18 protein-coding genes are annotated in these 16,936 nt (G+C 59.3%); 14 read left to right on the forward strand and 4 right to left on the reverse strand.

Annotation, left to right across the window (positions count from 1 at the left end; translation table 11 throughout):
- Nucleotides 1-133: 133 nt before the first annotated feature.
- Together rsxB and metG are read right to left on the reverse strand one after the other, a co-directional pair.
- Nucleotides 134-1,096 (reverse strand): electron transport complex subunit RsxB, encoded by a 963-nt coding sequence (rsxB, locus tag EJD88_RS16170; RefSeq protein ID WP_158878459.1) that lies wholly within the window; start codon nucleotides 1,094-1,096, stop codon nucleotides 134-136.
- Between the two features lie 113 nt (nucleotides 1,097-1,209).
- Complete coding sequence (gene metG / locus EJD88_RS16175) at nucleotides 1,210-3,261, reverse strand: methionine--tRNA ligase (RefSeq protein WP_158878460.1); 2,052 nt, start codon at nucleotides 3,259-3,261, stop codon at nucleotides 1,210-1,212.
- Nucleotides 3,262-3,432: 171 nt separating this feature from the next.
- On the opposite strand from metG, the gene apbC reads away from it, so the two are divergent.
- Entirely contained in the window at nucleotides 3,433-4,527 is a 1,095-nt protein-coding gene (gene apbC / locus EJD88_RS16180; protein WP_158878461.1) for an iron-sulfur cluster carrier protein ApbC, read from the forward strand.
- A 502-nt stretch (nucleotides 4,528-5,029) separates the two neighbouring features.
- Here apbC and fdxA read toward each other — a convergent pair.
- Together fdxA and mutS are read right to left on the reverse strand one after the other, a co-directional pair.
- Nucleotides 5,030-5,353: a ferredoxin FdxA gene (gene fdxA / locus EJD88_RS16185; RefSeq protein WP_158878462.1), complete on the reverse strand. Its 324-nt coding sequence runs from the start codon at nucleotides 5,351-5,353 to the stop codon at nucleotides 5,030-5,032.
- Nucleotides 5,354-5,495: 142 nt separating this feature from the next.
- On the reverse strand, nucleotides 5,496-8,087 hold the full coding sequence (gene mutS / locus EJD88_RS16190) for a DNA mismatch repair protein MutS (RefSeq protein WP_158878463.1): 2,592 nt from the start codon (nucleotides 8,085-8,087) through the stop codon (nucleotides 5,496-5,498).
- A 540-nt stretch (nucleotides 8,088-8,627) separates the two neighbouring features.
- Here mutS and EJD88_RS16195 point away from each other — a divergent pair.
- From EJD88_RS16195 to EJD88_RS16250, 13 genes are all read left to right on the forward strand, one after another.
- The gene (locus EJD88_RS16195) at nucleotides 8,628-9,362 is read left to right on the forward strand and encodes an XRE family transcriptional regulator (RefSeq protein WP_158878464.1); all 735 of its coding nucleotides are present in this window, start codon (nucleotides 8,628-8,630) and stop codon (nucleotides 9,360-9,362) included.
- A gap of 590 nt (nucleotides 9,363-9,952) precedes the next feature.
- The gene (locus tag EJD88_RS16200) at nucleotides 9,953-10,291 is read left to right on the forward strand and encodes a phage holin family protein (RefSeq protein ID WP_112193763.1); all 339 of its coding nucleotides are present in this window, start codon (nucleotides 9,953-9,955) and stop codon (nucleotides 10,289-10,291) included.
- Nucleotides 10,292-10,314: 23 nt separating this feature from the next.
- Nucleotides 10,315-10,830 (forward strand): hypothetical protein, encoded by a 516-nt coding sequence (locus tag EJD88_RS16205; RefSeq protein ID WP_158878465.1) that lies wholly within the window; start codon nucleotides 10,315-10,317, stop codon nucleotides 10,828-10,830.
- A gap of 3 nt (nucleotides 10,831-10,833) precedes the next feature.
- Nucleotides 10,834-11,445, forward strand: coding sequence for a phage baseplate assembly protein V (locus EJD88_RS16210; RefSeq protein WP_158878466.1), 612 nt, complete (start codon nucleotides 10,834-10,836; stop codon nucleotides 11,443-11,445).
- A gap of 9 nt (nucleotides 11,446-11,454) precedes the next feature.
- On the forward strand, nucleotides 11,455-11,787 hold the full coding sequence (locus EJD88_RS16215; protein WP_112193769.1) for a phage baseplate protein: 333 nt from the start codon (nucleotides 11,455-11,457) through the stop codon (nucleotides 11,785-11,787).
- Entirely contained in the window at nucleotides 11,784-12,779 is a 996-nt protein-coding gene (locus EJD88_RS16220; RefSeq protein ID WP_094774803.1) for a baseplate J/gp47 family protein, read from the forward strand. The genes EJD88_RS16215 and EJD88_RS16220 overlap by 4 nt, the downstream gene beginning before the upstream one ends.
- Nucleotides 12,776-13,504, forward strand: coding sequence for a phage tail protein I (locus EJD88_RS16225; RefSeq protein ID WP_158878467.1), 729 nt, complete (start codon nucleotides 12,776-12,778; stop codon nucleotides 13,502-13,504). Before EJD88_RS16220 ends, EJD88_RS16225 begins: the two co-directional genes overlap by 4 nt.
- The gene (locus tag EJD88_RS16230; RefSeq protein ID WP_158878468.1) at nucleotides 13,501-14,034 is read left to right on the forward strand and encodes a hypothetical protein; all 534 of its coding nucleotides are present in this window, start codon (nucleotides 13,501-13,503) and stop codon (nucleotides 14,032-14,034) included. Before EJD88_RS16225 ends, EJD88_RS16230 begins: the two co-directional genes overlap by 4 nt.
- A 27-nt stretch (nucleotides 14,035-14,061) precedes the next feature.
- Entirely contained in the window at nucleotides 14,062-14,700 is a 639-nt protein-coding gene (locus EJD88_RS16235) for a hypothetical protein (RefSeq protein WP_099583469.1), read from the forward strand.
- Between the two features lie 10 nt (nucleotides 14,701-14,710).
- A complete protein-coding gene (locus tag EJD88_RS16240; RefSeq protein WP_244643647.1) occupies nucleotides 14,711-14,968 on the forward strand; it encodes a tail fiber assembly protein in 258 nt (85 codons plus the stop codon).
- 89 nt (nucleotides 14,969-15,057) lie between these two features.
- Nucleotides 15,058-15,231, forward strand: coding sequence for a hypothetical protein (locus EJD88_RS27020; RefSeq protein WP_178075323.1), 174 nt, complete (start codon nucleotides 15,058-15,060; stop codon nucleotides 15,229-15,231).
- Between the two features lie 2 nt (nucleotides 15,232-15,233).
- Nucleotides 15,234-16,400 (forward strand): phage tail protein, encoded by a 1,167-nt coding sequence (locus EJD88_RS16245; protein WP_099583467.1) that lies wholly within the window; start codon nucleotides 15,234-15,236, stop codon nucleotides 16,398-16,400.
- Nucleotides 16,400-16,906, forward strand: a complete 507-nt coding sequence (locus tag EJD88_RS16250) for a phage major tail tube protein (protein WP_044272192.1) — start codon at nucleotides 16,400-16,402, stop codon at nucleotides 16,904-16,906. The genes EJD88_RS16245 and EJD88_RS16250 overlap by 1 nt, the downstream gene beginning before the upstream one ends.
- Nucleotides 16,907-16,936 lie beyond the last annotated feature (30 nt).

The raw sequence follows: 16,936 nt of genomic DNA on the forward strand, positions 1-16,936 counted from the left end.
TTCCTTGCAGGCGATCAGCGTAGTTTCGAATAGTGGGTCCAGGCCTGGAACCCTGCGAGCAACGACCCGAGTAGCATAAACCCGGCAGGTATCAAAGGGGGGCGGCAATGGCGATCAACCACTCCAGGGCGCGTCAGTCACCATGGGCATCCAGCTGGCGTTGGGCCTCATCGACCTTGCTTCTTGCGTCGGCCAATTGTTGTGCATCACCCTGTTGGTCCTGGGCTTTCTTCAGCTCTGCGCGGCGCATCGCCAACTGGATCTTGGCGCGTTTGAGGGCGGCGTTGTTGTTGCTGGGGAGCGGCGTCGCGAGCGCGTTGTTCTGGTCCAAGGCGGCCAGTGCCTGTTCTGCTGCTTCGAACTGCTGTTGCAGAACGATCAACTGTGATTGCTGCTCAAATGTTGGCGGATGCCCAAATGCCTTCAGCGATTTGTGTAATTGGGCGCGGCTCATTGCAACGTTGATCTTGGCTTTCTTGATCGACGCATCCCTCGCGGCCTCGTGAGTATCCAGCTGTGTGGGAGGCTCCGGTACCACGCGTCTGGCTCGGGCCAGGCGTTCGGCGAGCTTGTGCTCTTCTTCTCGTTGCAAGCGCGCGTTACGTTGCTCGAAGCGCCGCCGTGCGCGGTTGCGCTTGATTTCACGGTCATGACGTTCTTCGTCGTTGGCCGCCAGGCCACCTACGATAGGCAGCACGGTGATCGGCGGGCGCATCTCGATGCAGTCCACCGGACATGGTGCGACGCACAGGTCGCAGCCCGTGCACTCATCGATAATCACCGTGTGCATAAACTTGGCGGCGCCAACGATGGCATCTACCGGGCAAGCCTGTATGCACTTGGTGCACCCGATGCACTCAGCCTCGCGGATGTACGCAACCTGCGCTGGCGCCTCGCCACGGCTGGTGTCGAGGTCCAGCACCGGTACGCGCAGCAGCAGCGCAAGGCCTGCAATGGTTTCCTGCCCACCGGGCGGGCACTTATTGATGGCCTCGCCCTGCGCGATGCCCTCGGCGTAAGGCTTGCAACCCGGGTGCCCGCACTTTCCGCATTGGGTCTGCGGCAGCAGCGCGTCGATACGTTGAATCAGATTCATGGGGTGATCATTGGCAAGCCGGTTAAACAAACAGGGCCTGATTATCCGGCAAGCGAGAAAGGGGCACTAGCTCAACAGCCCTGTCGCCGAGACGGCAGGGCTGATTTGCAGGGTTACTTGATGCGCTGACCCGGCTTGGCGCCGCTATCGGGGCTGAGCAGGTAGATCTCTTCACCACCAGGGCCAGCCGCCATCACCATGCCTTCGGAGATACCGAACTTCATTTTGCGTGGCTTGAGGTTGGCGATCATCATGGTCAGGCGACCATCGAGCTTGGAGGGGTCCGGATACGCGCTCTTGATCCCGGAGAACACATTGCGCTGCTCGTCACCGATGTCCAGGGTCAGGCGCAGCAGTTTGTCGGCGCCTTCCACGGCTTCGGCCTTGATGATCAGCGCAACACGCAGGTCAACGGCGGCAAAGGCGTCAAACTCGATTTCCGGAGAAAGCGGGTCTTTGGCCAATTCACCGTTGCCCGCTGGTGCAGCCGAGCCGGTGTCGGTCTGGCTGGCGGCCAGGTCTTCTTTCGAAGCGTCGGTCATGGCCTGGACTTTTACCGGGTCGATACGGGTCATCAGCGGCTTGAACTCGTTCAACTGGTGGTTGCTGAGCAAGGTGGTGTGGTCGTTCCAGGTCAACGGGGCGACGTTGAGGAATGCCTCGGCGTCGGCCGCCAGCAATGGCAGCACCGGTTTGAGGAGGATCACCAACTGGCGGAACAGGTTGACGCCGGTGGCGCAGATCGCCTGGACTTCTGCCTGCTTGCCTTCCTGCTTGTTCAGCGACCACGGGGCCTTGTCGGCGATCCAGGCGTTGGCGCGGTCGGCCAGGCCCATGATCTCGCGCATGGCGCGGGCAAAGTCGCGGGCTTCATAGGCGTCGGCGATGCTTGGCGCGGCGGCCAGGAACGCGTCGGTCAGTTCCGGTGCGGCATTTTCTGCAACCAGTAACCCGGCATTACCCTTGTGGATGAAACCGGCGCAACGGCTGGCGATGTTGACGACTTTGCCGACAAGGTCCGAGTTGACCTTCTGTACGAAGTCTTCCAGGTTCAGGTCCAGGTCGTCGACGCCACGGCCCAGCTTGGACGCGTAGTAGTAGCGCAGGTATTCCGGCGACAGGTGGTCCAGGTAGGTGCGCGCCTTGATAAAGGTGCCACGGGACTTGGACATCTTCTGGCCGTTGACCGTCAGGTAGCCGTGCACGTTGATACCGGTCGGCTTGCGGTAGCCCGAACCTTCGAGCATCGCCGGCCAGAACAGGGCGTGGAAGTTGACGATGTCCTTGCCGATGAAGTGGTACAACTCGGCGGTGGAGTCCTTGCCCCAGAACGCGTCGAAGTCCAACTCCGGCGTGCGGTCGCAGAGGTTCTTGAAGCTGGCCATGTAGCCGATCGGCGCGTCTAGCCACACATAGAAATACTTGCCCGGCTCATCCGGGATCTCGAAGCCGAAGTACGGTGCATCGCGGGAGATATCCCACTGTTGCAGGCCGGCATCCAGCCATTCGGCGATCTTGTTCGCCACGGCATCCTGCAGGGTGCCGCTGCGGGTCCAGGTTTGCAGCATCTGCTGGAAATCCGGGAGTTTGAAGAAGAAGTGCTGGGAATCCTTGAGTACCGGCGTGGCGCCGGAGATTGCCGACTTCGGATCCTTCAGGTCAGTCGGTGCATAAGTGGCACCGCATTTTTCACAGTTGTCGCCGTACTGGTCTTCAGTGCCGCATTTTGGGCAGGTGCCCTTGATGAAGCGGTCGGCCAGGAACATTTTCTTTTCCGGGTCGAAATACTGGGTGATCGAACGCTGGGCAATGTGCCCGGCATCACGCAACTTGAGGTAGATCTGGCTCGACAGCTCACGGTTTTCTTCGGCGTGAGTGGAGTGGAAGTTGTCGAAGTCCACCAGGAACTCGGCAAAGTCGGCGCTGTGTTCAGCCTGCACATTGGCGATCAGTTGTTCCGGGGTGATGCCTTCCTTTTCGGCGCGCAGCATGATGGCCGAACCGTGGGCGTCGTCCGCGCAGACATAGATGCATTGGTTGCCGCGGTGCTTCTGGAAGCGCACCCACATATCGGTCTGGATGTACTCAAGCATATGGCCAAGATGGATAGAACCATTGGCATAGGGCAGGGCGCTGGTGACGAGGATCTTGCGTGGCTCGGACATGGGGCTCGGCTACTTGATGAAACGGAGGTCGGCCACTATAAAGCGCCGGGAAATTTATTTCACCCCGTGACGCTGTTTCAGAATTTTCCAGCCCTTCGAAAGCATGCCGTTCAGCGGCCGGAACGGTTAGGATAGCCGCCTGTTTCAGTCAGTCTTTTTCGGGAGTAGCCCATGAGCGCCGTGAATCGCGCAGCGGTGGAAGCCGTTCTTCGCCAGTACACCGACCCCTATTTGAATCTGGACCCGGTCAGTGCCGGCTGTGTGCGCGCCATTGAGGTCCAGGGGGATCAGGTGTCGGTGCAGCTGGAGCTGGGTTATGCCGCCGGGCTGTTCAAAAGTGGCTGGGCGCAGATGTTGCAAATGGCTATCGAAGGTCTCGACGGTGTTCGTTCAGCCAAGGTCGACATCCAGTGCGTGATCGCGCCGCACAAGGCCCAGGCACAGATTCCGGGCCTGGCTAACGTCAAGAACGTGGTGGCCGTGGCCTCCGGCAAGGGTGGTGTGGGTAAATCCACCACGGCGGCCAACCTGGCGCTGGCCCTGGCCCGTGAAGGCGCCCGCGTAGGCATTCTTGACGCCGACATCTATGGCCCAAGCCAAGGCGTGATGTTCGGGATTGCCGAAGGTACGCGGCCGAAGGTCAAGGATCAGAAGTGGTTCGTGCCCATCGAATCCCTGGGCGTGGAAGTCATGTCCATGGCGTTCCTGACCGATGAAAACACGCCGATGGTGTGGCGTGGGCCGATGGTTTCCGGCGCCTTGCTGCAATTGGTTACGCAGACCGCTTGGGGCGACTTGGATTATCTGGTCATCGACATGCCGCCAGGCACTGGCGATATCCAACTGACCCTGGCGCAGAAAGTCCCGGTGGCTGGTTCGGTAATCGTGACCACACCCCAGGATCTGGCGCTGCTCGACGCGAAAAAAGGCGTGGAGATGTTTCGCAAGGTCAACATCCCGGTGCTGGGCGTCGTGGAAAACATGGCAGTGCACATCTGCTCCAACTGCGGTCACGCCGAACACCTGTTTGGTGAAGGCGGCGGCGAGAAGCTGGCGACCCAGTACGGGGTTGAATTACTGGCGTCGTTGCCGTTGTCGATGGCCATTCGAGAACAGGCCGACGGCGGTAAACCTACCGTAGCGGCCGAGCCGGACGGTCAGCTTGCGATGGTTTATCAGGAACTGGCCCGTCACGTGGGCGCGCGGATTGTATTGCAGGAGGCGGCGGCACCGGCCATGCCGACCATTACCGTCACCGACGACTGAGAGGGTTGAAGGGCAAAAGAGCCTCGCGTTGTCGGGGCTTTTTCTTGTCTACGCAAGGCGCAGGCGGTATCGGGTGCGCATTTACTCAGTCGTGCGTGTAAGCATTAACTTACTTTTGCGTAAGTGTTCGGTTTTTCTATCAGATCCTTACGGCTCTAAATATCGAAAGATATCTCTATGATATTGATATATAAGAAGTATTTTATAGCGTGTTGCGGGTGTGACTGTGTGGCGGGGTGAGTTGTGCCCCGTTGAACTTCCCGGGGAACCCTCTAACATCAGCCCTGTGTCCACGGATTGGCACAGCCATCAAGGAACGATGGTTTGAAGGAACGTCGCAGGATGCGATTCATCAGGATGATGAAAAGGAATACAGGGACTAGGGAAAAAATGTGGGCGGGTCATACCGCCCCTTTTTTTTGCCTGCGAAAAAGTAAATGCTTGCCCCCGGAATGCAAAAAAGCCCCTGTAAAAGGGGCTTTTTCAGTTGGGCAGCGGCGCTTTAGCGCTCTAGTTGCTCAATTTTGTTGGGCTTGCCATCCCATTCAGCGGCATCCGGCATCGGATCTTTGCGCTCGGTGATGTTTGGCCACACTTCGGCCAGCTCGACGTTCAACTGAATGAATTGCTCCATGCCCGTAGGCACTTCGTCCTCGGAGAAAATCGCGACGGCCGGGCATTCTGGTTCACACAGGGCGCAGTCAATGCACTCATCCGGGTGAATAACCAGGAAGTTCGGGCCTTCGTAGAAGCAGTCCACCGGACACACTTCGACGCAGTCGGTGTACTTGCACTTGATGCAGTTGTCGGTAACGACGAAGGTCATTTCTAATTTTCTCCTCAGGCGGCGGCGGCGAAACCCTTTACGGCAGGGCTCGCGAGGTTCGGGAGCGATAGTCTGCAGGCCAGGCTAAAAGCCTGCAGCATCCCAAACCGCGCGAGAGTCTACCAGCTTGCAAGCGTCTGCGTTATATCCGAACCTGCAGTGCATATAACATTTCGAGCGCTTTACGTGGCGTCAAACCGTCCAGGTCGAGCTTTGCGAGCTCATCCAGCACTGGGTGGGGCAGGCTGGCGAACATATCGCTCTGGTGCGGCGCGGCGGATTTGCTGTTGGCTTTGACCGGGCTGGCGACCACCGTTTCGTGGGGCAAGGCCGTGGTCTCCAGCCGGCTGAGGTGCTCGCGGGCACGCAGGATCACGTCGTTCGGCACACCGGCCAACTGCGCCACCGCCAAGCCGTAGCTTTGGCTCGCCGGCCCTGGCAGCACATGGTGCAGGAACACAATGCGCTCATTGTGCTCGGTGGCATTGAGATGCACGTTGGCCACCAGCGGCTCGCTTTCCGGCAGTACCGTCAGCTCGAAGTAGTGGGTGGCAAACAGCGTGTAAGCCCGCAGATGCGCCAACCGCTCGGCTGCCGCCCAGGCCAGGGACAGACCATCGAAGGTGCTGGTGCCACGCCCCACTTCGTCCATCAACACCAGGCTGCGTTCGGTGGCATTGTGCAGAATATTGGCGGTTTCGCTCATTTCCACCATAAAGGTGGAACGGCCACCGGCCAAGTCGTCGCTGGAGCCGATTCGGGTGAAAATGCGGTCCACCAGGGACAGCTCGCAACTGGCCGCGGGTACAAAGCTGCCGATATGCGCCAACAATACGATTAGCGCTGTCTGGCGCATGTAGGTGGATTTACCGCCCATGTTCGGACCGGTGATGACCAACATGCGGGTATCGTCGTCGAGCGACAGGTCGTTGGCGACGAACGGCGTGGTCAACACCTGTTCGACCACCGGGTGGCGCCCCTGCACGATGCGCATGCACGGCTCGCTGACAAAACGCGGGCAGTTCAGGTCAAGGTTCAGCGCACGTTCGGCAAGGTTGCTCAATACATCCAGTTCCGCCAGGGCGGCGGCGGTGTCTTGCAGCGGCGCCAGTTGGCTGATCAGGTCTTCGAGCAAGGCTTCATAGAGCATCTTTTCGCGAGCCAGGGCGCGGCTCTTGGCCGACAGCGCCTTATCTTCGAACTCTTTGAGCTCCGGCGTGATAAAACGCTCGGCGCCTTTGAGGGTCTGGCGGCGTTGATAGTCGATAGGTGCCGACTCGGCCTGTTTGCTCGGCAGCTCAATAAAGTAGCCATGCACGCGGTTGTAGCCGACCTTCAGGTTAGCCAGGCCGGTACGGGCTTTTTCGCGGGCTTCCAGGTCGATCAGGAACTGCCCGGCGTTTTCGCTCAGGGCTTGCAGCTCATCCAGCTCACTGTCGTAACCCGTCTTCAATACACCGCCGTCACGGATAATCGCCGGCGGGTTGTCGATGATGGCCTTTTCCAGCAGGGCTGCCAGTTCCGGATAGGTACCTGCGGTTTCGGCCAACTGCTGCAGGTGCGGCGTGTCCAGTTCGGTCATTGCCACTTGCAACTGTGGCAGAGCGCTGAGGGCATCACGCAGGCGTGCAAGGTCACGAGGGCGCGCATTGCGCAGGCCGATCCGCGCCAGAATCCGCTCGATATCGCCGATTTCCTTGAGCTGCGGTTGCAGCTTTTCGAAGCGGTAGCCATCCAGCAGGCAGGTAATAGAGGTCTGACGCGCTTGCAGCACCGCCAGATCCCGCAACGGACGGTTCAACCAGCGCGTCAGCAGGCGGCTGCCCATGGCGGTCTGGCAACGGTCGACCACCGATTGCAGGGTGTTGTCACGCCCGCCTGACAGGTTGGTGTCCAGTTCCAGATTTCGGCGGCTGGCGCCATCGAGCACCACCGTGTCGTCCAGGCGCTCATGGCGCAGGCTGCGCAAATGCGGCAGGGCAGTGCGCTGGGTTTCCTTGGCGTAGCTGAGCAGGCAACCGGCGGCGCCGATGGCCAGGGTCAACGTCTCGCAACCGAAGCCCTTAAGGTCCTGCACCGAAAACTGCTGGCAAAGACTTTTCAGCGCCGAATCACGCTCAAAATCCCACGGCGCACGGCGCTTGGTCCCACGGCGTTTCTCCGCCGGCAAGTCCTTGGGCCAATCATCCGGGATCAGCAACTCCACCGGATTGATGCGCTCCAACTCCGCCAGCAAGTTCTCCCAGCCCTTGATCTCCAGCACGCTGAAATTGCCGCTGGTGATGTCCAGCACCGACAGGCCGAACAAACGCTCATCGCCCAGCACCGCGGCGATCAGGTTATCGCGACGCTCATCCAGCAACGCTTCATCACTCACCGTCCCCGGCGTGATAATGCGCACCACCTGACGTTCCACCGGCCCTTTACTCGTGGCCGGGTCGCCGATCTGCTCACAAATCACCACCGACTCGCCCAGCTTCACCAGCTTGACCAGGTAACCTTCCAGCGAATGGTAAGGAATCCCACACATCGGAATTGACTGCCCCGCCGACTGCCCGCGCGCGGTCAGGGTGATGTCCAGCAGCTTGGCGGCCTTCTTCGCGTCCTCGTAGAAGATCTCGTAGAAGTCGCCCATGCGATAGAACATCAACTGATCAGGGTGCTGGTTTTTCAGGCGCCAGTACTGCTGCATCATTGGGGTATGGGAGGACAGATCGGAAGTGTTCTTACTCATCAGATAGTTAGCAAATTCGTTAAAAGGAGTGGGGCAAAGATGGGGCACCTGGCCCTGCTAATTTTGCGATGGCGGCAAGGTTAACACGCGAGGTCGGGGCTTCGCAGGTCGCAAGCTGATAGGTAAAACGCAAAAGGGTGCGACTTAATTACAGGGTTTCAAATCAGTTCACTTACCGTAGAAATGGTTCAGGAGTATCAGTTCGCACGCCGCCACCAAAGTGCAGAGCACAATGAAGCCGGGGCTGAAGACGCGTTTGCGATTAGACGAGCCATCGCCCCATGAGCCTGGATCTGCATCGTCGGAAACGAGGGTAATCAGTGCCATCAGGCTAAGTATCCATGCCTTGGTCCAGAAATTGTAAGTTCTCCATTGAGTCATCCTTGCTCGTCTCCCGTCGGTTTTGCGATGGCGATAAGGTTATCACTCAACACTTGCCCTTCGCAGACCTGCTAAGGGCATGGTCAATGCATAAAAAAGTGCATAATGTATGCCGTTTAGCATTTGCTAACCTTTCAATCTCCCGTCAGTATCCGCATCATGCAAAAACGCAACGTTTCTATCGTCTTAAGAGAACTGCTGGATCGCGACCGGATCTCCCCCACGGAGCTTCACCGGCGTACCGGCGTGCCTCAATCCACGTTGTCCCGGATTCTCAGCGGCAAGATCGTCGACCCATCGGACAAGCATATTTCCCGCATCGCCGAGTACTTCCGCGTCAGCACCGACCAACTGCGCGGGCGCGTAGAGGTCGGCGTTTCGCGGGACGACGAGCGCGACCCTATGCATTCTGAACTCAAGGACATAAGCCTGTGGGACGACGACACGCCCGTTAATGATGACGAGGTGTCGATCCCCTTTCTGCGCGAGGTTGAATTGGCTGCTGGATCAGGAAGATTCGTCATCGAGGAAAGCGAGAAGGCCAGCTTGCGTTTTGGAAAACGCAGCCTGCGGCATAACGGTGTGCAGTTCGACCAGGCCAAGTGCGTGACAGTGCGCGGCAACAGTATGTTGCCGGTGTTGCGCGACGGCGCCACGGTGGGGGTGAATGCCGGCAAGAGCGGCATTGGCGATATTGTGGATGGCGACCTGTATGCCATCAATCACAACGGCCAGTTGCGGGTTAAACAGCTCTACCGCCTGCCTTCCGGCATTCGCCTGCGCAGCTTCAATCGTGATGAACATCCGGATGAGGACTACAGCTTCCAGGAGATCCAGGATGAGCAGATCAGTATCCTCGGTCATGTTTTCTGGTGGGGCATGTACGCCCGCTAACCTCCACGCGTAAGAAGAAACCCGCCCATGTGCGGGTTTTTTTTCGCTCCTGGAAAACCGGCCAAGCCCAAGCCCGTAAGGCTTTCAATGCATCAATGCATTTCCTTGGCAAAAATAAATGCGTTTATGCATTGACTGTATATGCATACATGCATATTCTTCATCTCAAGCCAGCCAACAAGGCCTGGTGGAGGCGGCAAGGATGCTGCCAAGGAAGACAAGGAAGGCACGCAACATCGGCAAGGACGCCATCGAAGCGATGGCAGGGATGCCAGGCAACACCGGCAAGGATGCCGACGCTCTTTAGTTTCAACGCTTCAACAACAGGCAGCGATGAACCGGCCTTAACGGTTCAGAGGGTTGGCAACTGACCCGGGTGTGCAGCGTAAAGCACCAGAAGCAGTTATCCGGCAGACAGGGATCGTGGTCGGAAAAACATCGAGGGAAGGACCGTACCGCGCCAGTAGCGCCGAAAGTCCGAGGACATCATTACTGAAAAGCCCGGGCGACCGGGCTTTTTGGAATGCCTACCTATCCAAGCATTTGTAAATGAAATACGGACTATTTATTGCTCAGCCAGGAGGCGTGACATGACAAATGAACAGCAAGCGTTAGCGGAAATGCCTATCTGGCTGGTCATCATATTGGCGCTGATCGGCGGGGTCTCAGGTGAAATGTGGCGCGCCGATAAAGAAGGCGCACGTGGCTGGTCGCTGATCCGCCGATTGGCCCTGCGTTCCGGAGCGTGCATGGTTTGCGGGGTGTCGGCCCTGATGCTGTGCTACGCCGCCGGCATGTCGATCTGGACCGCCGGCGCGATTGGTTGCCTGACCGCCATGGCCGGTGCTGATGTGGCCATCGGCCTTTATGAACGATGGGCGGCCAAGCGCATCGGGATCAACCAAGGCTCCGGCCAGGACCCGCACTAACCGTTGCAAGGACGCGACTTAAAATGACGTTTATCGAAAAGCCATCCCAACTGCCCCAGGCCATCGGCTCGGTGCTGCATGCGGCCTTCCCGGACATCAAGGTCGGCAGTCACCAAGACTTTCAAGGCGATGCTGAACAAACCGGCGTAATGGTTACGGTCGAAGGCAATGGCCCGGGCATTCGTTCTCGCGAGGGGCGCAAGGCCCACGTTCTGGCCATTTCACTCAGGGCCATGGTCGCCCCCGGTGCATTGCCGTTCGACGCCTGCGACCTGGCCAGCCAACTGATGGACCTGGTGCTGGATAACCGTTGGAACTTGCCCCAGGCACAGTGCGATTTGCCGGCGAATATCGTCGCTGCGCCCGCTGTGCGCACTTCCGTGCAAACGGACTACGACACCTGGACGGTTTCCTTCACGCAAACCCTCTATCTGGGGCCGGCGTTACTCGACGATCCCACAGGCCAACCGCTATTTGCCTGCACCTGGGACGTCTCCAACATTGACGACCCAACCCAATACCAGCCACTGGAGGAGTAGCCCATGTTCGACGCGCTGTTACGCATGCAATTGGGACCGATCGTCGAACGCCTGGCCGAGATGGAGTCCCAGCTCGAGGACCTCTACCGCCGCGCCGAGAGCTTCTGCCGGATCGGTGTTTGCCAGCAGGTCGATGCGGCCAGCAACACCTGCAAGGTCAGCCACGGCGATTTGCTCACCCCGGCGATCCGCTTTTTCAACCCCAGCGCCGGTGCACAAACCGAAACCCGCATCCCCACGGTGGGTGAGCAATGCCTGCTGCTCAACTACGGCGGGGGGGAGGGCGGTGTGCAATCCGTGGCCCTGTTCGGCCTCAACAGTGATCGCTTCCCGCCGGTCTCCAGCGTGGCGACGCTGACCCGGCGCCGACACCAAGACGGCACCCAAAGCGACTACGACGACGCCAGCCACACCTTCAACTGGGTCAACGGCCCGACCACCTTCAGCGGTTCCCGCGAACAGGTTGACGTCAAAGTCGGCGCCGCCAGCCTGACCCTCCACGCCCAAGGCATCACCCTGCAAGTCGGCGGCACCAGCCTGTTGCTGGATGCCGGCGGCGCGCACTTCAGCGGCCCGGTGGTTGACCATCAAGGACGCGTCATCAGCCCCCGATAAGGACACCCCATGCTCGGAATCGATAGGAACACCGGGGCGGCCGTCGACGACTGGCTGCAATTTGTGCAGCGCGCCACCCGAGCGCTGACCACCCCTGTGGGCACTCGGCAAAAACGCCCGTTGTACGGCTCGCTGATCCCGCAGTTGCTCGGCCAGAACCTCGGCGATGACCTGTTGATCCTCGCCCAGAGCCACGCCGCGCAAGCCTTCTACAACACCCACAACGGCATCGGCGACTTCGACCCTCAGGTCATCGTCGCCACCCGCCAAGGCGCCGGCCTGCTGTTGCGGTTTGCCGGCATCTGGAAAAACCGCCAACAATCCTTCGAGGTCGTGACATGAGCATGCTGATCCCCGGCCAGAACCAACTGGCGGAACCGGCCATTATTAAGGTCGATGAGTTCGAACCGTTGTTGGCCGAATTCAAAGCGTTTGTCATCGACTACGTCGCCACCCGCGCGCCGCAAAGCGCAGCCAAACTCCAGGTCAGCCTCGACAACGAAAGCGAACTGCTGACCCTGGCGCTGGAAGCTTTTTGCGTGCGCCTGCAAACCCATGAGCGCAAATATAACGCCCGCATCAAGCAGATGCTGGCGTGGTGGGCCACCGGCAGCAACCTGGATGCACGCCTGGCCGATATGGGCCTGGAACGCCAAGTACTCGACCCCGGCGACCCGGCCGCATTCCCGCCGGTGCCGCCCACCTTGGAAAGCGACGACGACGCCCGCCTGCGTTACTACCTGGCGCCCCACGCTCCGGCGGCGGGCTCGCGCATGCAGTATCGCCGTGAAGTGTTCACTTTGGGTGAGCGCCCGGCGGTGAAAGTGCAAAGTGCGACGCCCGGTGTGGTCACGGTCACCTACACCTTCGACCCGGACGGTTACGCGGCCCAGGTCAAGGACGGCAACGCTCGCCGCACCGCACCGGGTGAAGTCATGGTCACTGTGCTTTCGAGGGAGGGCGACGGCACGCCATCTGCCGACTTGCTTGACGGTGTGCGTCGACATTTCGCACGGCCGGATGTAAGGCCCGAAACCGATCTGGTCAGCGTCCAAGGCGCGCAGATTCAACCCTATAAAATTCGCGTGGTGGCCAAGATCAACGCCGGCCCGGACTCGGGGCTGACCCAAGTGGCGGCGCAGAAACTGCTGCAAGACTACGCAGAGTCCTGCCACCGCCTGGAAGGGCGGGTGGACCCCAGCTGGATCGACTACGCCATCCACAGTGCCGGCGCTGCGCAACTGCACATCCTCGAACCGCTGGCGCCGATTGTCAGCACCGCGTTCCAGGCTCCGTATTGCACGGGTGTCGAGGTGGAGGTGCGCACGCTATGAGTGAGCTCAAAGCGAGTTTGTTGCCGGCTAACAGTTCACCGCTGGAAAAGGCGTTGGACCTGGGGTTTGGCCAGTTGCTGGATCGGGTTGAACCGCCGTTTCCGGCGTTGATGAATCCATTGCAAACGCCTACCGAGTTTCTTCCCTACCTGGCCGCAGACCGAGGTGTCAGCGAATGGAACGCCGACTCCAGTGAAACGGAAAAGCGCCTGACCGTGGCGTTGTCCTGGCAGATCCAGCGCCAGGCCGGCACACCGAAGGCCTTGAGTCATGCCGTGGAATCATTGGGGTTCACGCCCAATATCAGCGCCTGGTACCAACAGCGGCCGCAGGGTACGCCTTACACCTTCGATGTGCAGGCGATCATCGGCCGCAACTGGTCCAGTGGCGATCACAACCGCCTGATCCGACGCATCAACGCGGCGCAAAGCGAGCGGGACCTGGCCACGATCACCCTCGTGCATGAAACCTCCCAAGGCTTGCGCGTGGCTGCCGCGGCTGATCCTGGGCTGAGCATCGGCGACGACAGCCAGCCCGGCGCCTTGCCCGACGTGAAGCTACACGGTGCGTTCTCCGTCAACAGCGCAGCCCACACCCCGCTGAGCGATGGCGAGTTGCTGCTTGAAGGGGCGCTTCCGCAGTTCGGGCTTGCCGCCCGGCTTAACAGTGCCGGGGTGGCCCGGCACTACACCATTAACGACTACGACCTCAGGGCGCAGCCATGACAGATGACATTACGCGCCTGGTGCGCTTCACTTCCAAGGGTTTGGATGAAGTGCTGCAGGCAAAGAACCAGGGCCTGAAAGGCGAAATCACCCACGTCGGCGCCGGCACCGGCCGCTACAACCCCGACGGCACTGAACTGGCCCTGCGCGATGAGCGCCAGCGCGTCGCCATTGTGGATTACGAAGACCTGGGCGAGCGCCAACTCAGGATGGCCGCGCTGTTTGATGGCGACGGTGAATATGAAATTGGCGAGTTCGGCTTTTACCTCGCCAGCGGGACCTTGCTGGCGGTGTATTCCGTGGCGGGGAAGTTGCTGACGTATAAAGCGGCGGCGGCGCGAGTGCTGCAAAAGTTCACGCTGGATATTTCGCCGTTGCCGGCGGATAGCGTGACGATTGTGGTGGGGAGTGACAACCTCAATATATTGTTGGGGGAGGATGTTGCGGTACTCGCAACAGCGAATATCGACAATATGGCTCGTCACACCGAATTGTTGTTTCGTTTGATGTCGCTGGAAGCGAGCCGTTAAGGCATTAACACTTAAGGAGTTTTAAACGTGAGTCTAGAAACGACTATTACGTCGCTGGTGACAGCGGCAAATAACTTGACCACTGCGGTCAATGGAAAGATTGGCAGTATCAATACGACCATGGCCGGGGCGTTGGCGCAGTTCAATGAGTGGCGAAATCTCAAGGATGTCGAGGGGAGTGCCAACGCAATTGGCTCCGTTCGACGGAATATTTTCCAAGGTCATGTTTACACTACCGGAGGTATCGACGGGCAGGGGACTCCTATCAGTGTCTTGTCTGTAGGCGATTTCGATTCAACCGATCTGGGAGGCCTTGAAAAGGTATACATACATTTCAAGTTGCCATTGAATATTAACGTCAGCGCGGAAATGTTCTGGTTCAATATTCAGGGTTATAGCTACGGAACCGCCAAGATTATTGATGAGACGGTGGTGGGTTATTGCTATAAGCCTAACAGGGCTCTTATGAATATTTCGACGTTTGGTAATATGACGCCTGCCGTTTATGCAGATACCAACGGAAACGTCGTGATGCGTATTCTGGTGCCAAATATCTACTATACAACTGTGCGTATCGACACGATGCGAGTGGGTAATGGTCGCCTCTTCAATGTGGGTGAACTGAAATCGAGGTTGTCGCGCGCTGAGAACGTGGTATTTAACTGAGGTGATTGATATGTCTGATACATCTGTTGAAACGCTTCAAACTTCGCCGCTTGCGTATCCAATGCCGGAAGTGGAGTGGGCAGCTATTCGCGCCCGTCGTGATCAATTTCTACGTGCTACTGATTTCACCCAGTTGCCGGACCACCCAGCCACCGACGCACAACGTGCTGAGGTAGCTGCGTATCGCAAGGCATTGCGCGATATCCCTGAGCAGGCAAGCGAACCTTCGAAGCTGGTGTGGCCCGAGCTGCCAACCTTCCTGAAGTAACCCCCCCACCGCGAAAGCGGTTTTTTTTCGCCTCCCCAAAGCCCCTCCCCGCAGGGGCTTTGGCATTTTCCACTCGGAGAATTCCACCCATGGCCAACCGCCAAACCTACACCGTCCTCATCCCATTCCCCATCGGCAAAGGCCATTGGTCCACCGCCGGCGAGGAGCTCGACCTGCTGGACGTCGAAGCATCCGCCCTGCGCACCGCTGGCCGCCTGGAACTGACCAGCGTCCTTAACTCCACCCCCAAGAAGGCTGACTAATCATGGCTGAGGTTTTGAACTTCGAGCACAACGGAATCACCGTCAATGCCACCGAATCCCCCGAGGCCATGGGTGGCCTGGGCGATAACGTGATCGGCCTGGTCGGCACCGCACCGAAGGCCCATGCGTCGATCCCGAAAAACGCACCGTTCCGCATCAACAGCTTCACCACTCAGGCGCTGCTGGACCCTACCGGCACCGAGTCGGGCACCTTGTTTCAGGCGGTGTACCAGATCCTCAAAGTGGTGAAGGTGCCGGTCTACGTGGTGATCGTCGAAGAAGGCGCGACCCCGGCCGACACCATCAATAACGTGATCGGCGGCAACGACCCCGTCACCGGCCGCAAGCTGGGCCTGGCGGCCTTGAGCAGTGTTCCTGAAGACTTGACCATCATTGGCGCACCGGGCTTTACCGCCACCAAGGCTGTGGCGGGTGAGTTCGCCTCCTTCGGCAAGCGCATCAAGGCCCGTGTGGTGCTGGATGGCAAGGACGCTTCGGTGGCCGACCAAGTGACCTACAGCGGCGAACTGGGCGGTGCCGACCTGGGCTTCGACCGTTGCCTGCTGGTGCACAACATGCCGTCGGTGTACTCCAAGGCCGCGAAGAAGAATGTGTTCCTGTCGCCATCCTCGCTGGCCATCGCCGCACTGGCCAAGGTCAAGCAGTGGGAAAGCCCGGGTAATCAGGTGACCTTCGCCGAGGACGTTTCCCGCGTGGTCGAGTACAACATCCTCGACACCTCCACCGAAGGCGACCTGCTCAACCGCTACGGCGTGAGCTACTACGCCCGCACCATCCTCGGCGGTTTCTCGCTGCTGGGTAACCGCTCCATCACCGGCAAGTTCATCAGCTACGTCGGCCTGGAAGATGCCATCAGCCGCAAGCTGGTCAAGGCCGGCCAGAAAGCCATGTCCAAGAACCTCACCAAGTCCTTCATGGACCAGGAGGTCAAGCGCATCAACGACTGGCTGCAAACCCTTGTGGCCGACGAAACCATTCCCGGCGGCAGCGTGTACCTGCACCCGGAACTGAACAGCGTCGAGAAGTACAAGAACGGCACCTGGTTCATCGTCATCGACTACGGCCGCTACGCGCCGAACGAACACATGGTTTATCAACTCAACGCCCGCGATGAAATCATCGAGCAGTTCCTGGAGGACGTTCTCTAATGTTTACCAACCGAGTCAGACAGGCCATTGCGGCCACCCTTCAAGGCCTGCCGTTGTCGGCAACCGTTGATTCCTTTACGCCGCCGAAGATCGAGTTCGAGATGGACCCGATGACCGGTGGGCGCTTCATCGCCGAGGAGGTCGCCAAAAGCGCCAAAGTGCTGAATGCAACCTTGGTACTGCAAGGTGTTGGCGCCCAAGTCCTGCTGGCGCTTGGCGTCACCCAGGGTGACGACATCCTGTTGAACGTGCGTGAAGCCGGTCAGGATCAGGACGGCAAGACCTATTTCACCTACCACACCGTGGGCGGCAAGCTGAAGTCCCTGGCCGAGACGGCGCTGACCATGAACGCCAAGCCGGTCACCACTCTGGAATTGTCCTGCCGTACCTACAACCGTCTGGAAAATGGCATTCCAGTGATCGACATCGACGTGCGCACCCAGAAGTTCGTGCTCAACGGCGTCGACATTCTTGGCGATGCCCGCCGCGCGGTGCTGATGCCTTAAGGGCCGGCGCAATCTGAAGCGAGCACGGCC

This window comes from Pseudomonas sp. PB105, from assembly GCF_009764655.1.
GTDB classification, from domain to species: Bacteria; Pseudomonadota; Gammaproteobacteria; order Pseudomonadales; family Pseudomonadaceae; genus Aquipseudomonas; species Aquipseudomonas cyclaminis.

What these genes read in the sequence shown, in the direction of transcription:
- rsxB (WP_158878459.1), bottom strand. Translation starts at nt 1,096, where the DNA reads ATGAATCTGATTCAACGTATCGACGCGCTGCTGCCGCAGACCCAATGC.
- metG (WP_158878460.1), bottom strand. Translation starts at nt 3,261, where the DNA reads ATGTCCGAGCCACGCAAGATCCTCGTCACCAGCGCCCTGCCCTATGCC.
- apbC (WP_158878461.1), top strand. Translation starts at nt 3,433, where the DNA reads ATGAGCGCCGTGAATCGCGCAGCGGTGGAAGCCGTTCTTCGCCAGTAC.
- fdxA (WP_158878462.1), bottom strand. Translation starts at nt 5,353, where the DNA reads ATGACCTTCGTCGTTACCGACAACTGCATCAAGTGCAAGTACACCGAC.
- mutS (WP_158878463.1), bottom strand. Translation starts at nt 8,087, where the DNA reads ATGAGTAAGAACACTTCCGATCTGTCCTCCCATACCCCAATGATGCAG.
- EJD88_RS16195 (WP_158878464.1), top strand. Translation starts at nt 8,628, where the DNA reads ATGCAAAAACGCAACGTTTCTATCGTCTTAAGAGAACTGCTGGATCGC.
- EJD88_RS16200 (WP_112193763.1), top strand. Translation starts at nt 9,953, where the DNA reads ATGACAAATGAACAGCAAGCGTTAGCGGAAATGCCTATCTGGCTGGTC.
- EJD88_RS16205 (WP_158878465.1), top strand. Translation starts at nt 10,315, where the DNA reads ATGACGTTTATCGAAAAGCCATCCCAACTGCCCCAGGCCATCGGCTCG.
- EJD88_RS16210 (WP_158878466.1), top strand. Translation starts at nt 10,834, where the DNA reads ATGTTCGACGCGCTGTTACGCATGCAATTGGGACCGATCGTCGAACGC.
- EJD88_RS16215 (WP_112193769.1), top strand. Translation starts at nt 11,455, where the DNA reads ATGCTCGGAATCGATAGGAACACCGGGGCGGCCGTCGACGACTGGCTG.
- EJD88_RS16220 (WP_094774803.1), top strand. Translation starts at nt 11,784, where the DNA reads ATGAGCATGCTGATCCCCGGCCAGAACCAACTGGCGGAACCGGCCATT.
- EJD88_RS16225 (WP_158878467.1), top strand. Translation starts at nt 12,776, where the DNA reads ATGAGTGAGCTCAAAGCGAGTTTGTTGCCGGCTAACAGTTCACCGCTG.
- EJD88_RS16230 (WP_158878468.1), top strand. Translation starts at nt 13,501, where the DNA reads ATGACAGATGACATTACGCGCCTGGTGCGCTTCACTTCCAAGGGTTTG.
- EJD88_RS16240 (WP_244643647.1), top strand. Translation starts at nt 14,711, where the DNA reads ATGTCTGATACATCTGTTGAAACGCTTCAAACTTCGCCGCTTGCGTAT.
- EJD88_RS27020 (WP_178075323.1), top strand. Translation starts at nt 15,058, where the DNA reads ATGGCCAACCGCCAAACCTACACCGTCCTCATCCCATTCCCCATCGGC.
- EJD88_RS16245 (WP_099583467.1), top strand. Translation starts at nt 15,234, where the DNA reads ATGGCTGAGGTTTTGAACTTCGAGCACAACGGAATCACCGTCAATGCC.
- EJD88_RS16250 (WP_044272192.1), top strand. Translation starts at nt 16,400, where the DNA reads ATGTTTACCAACCGAGTCAGACAGGCCATTGCGGCCACCCTTCAAGGC.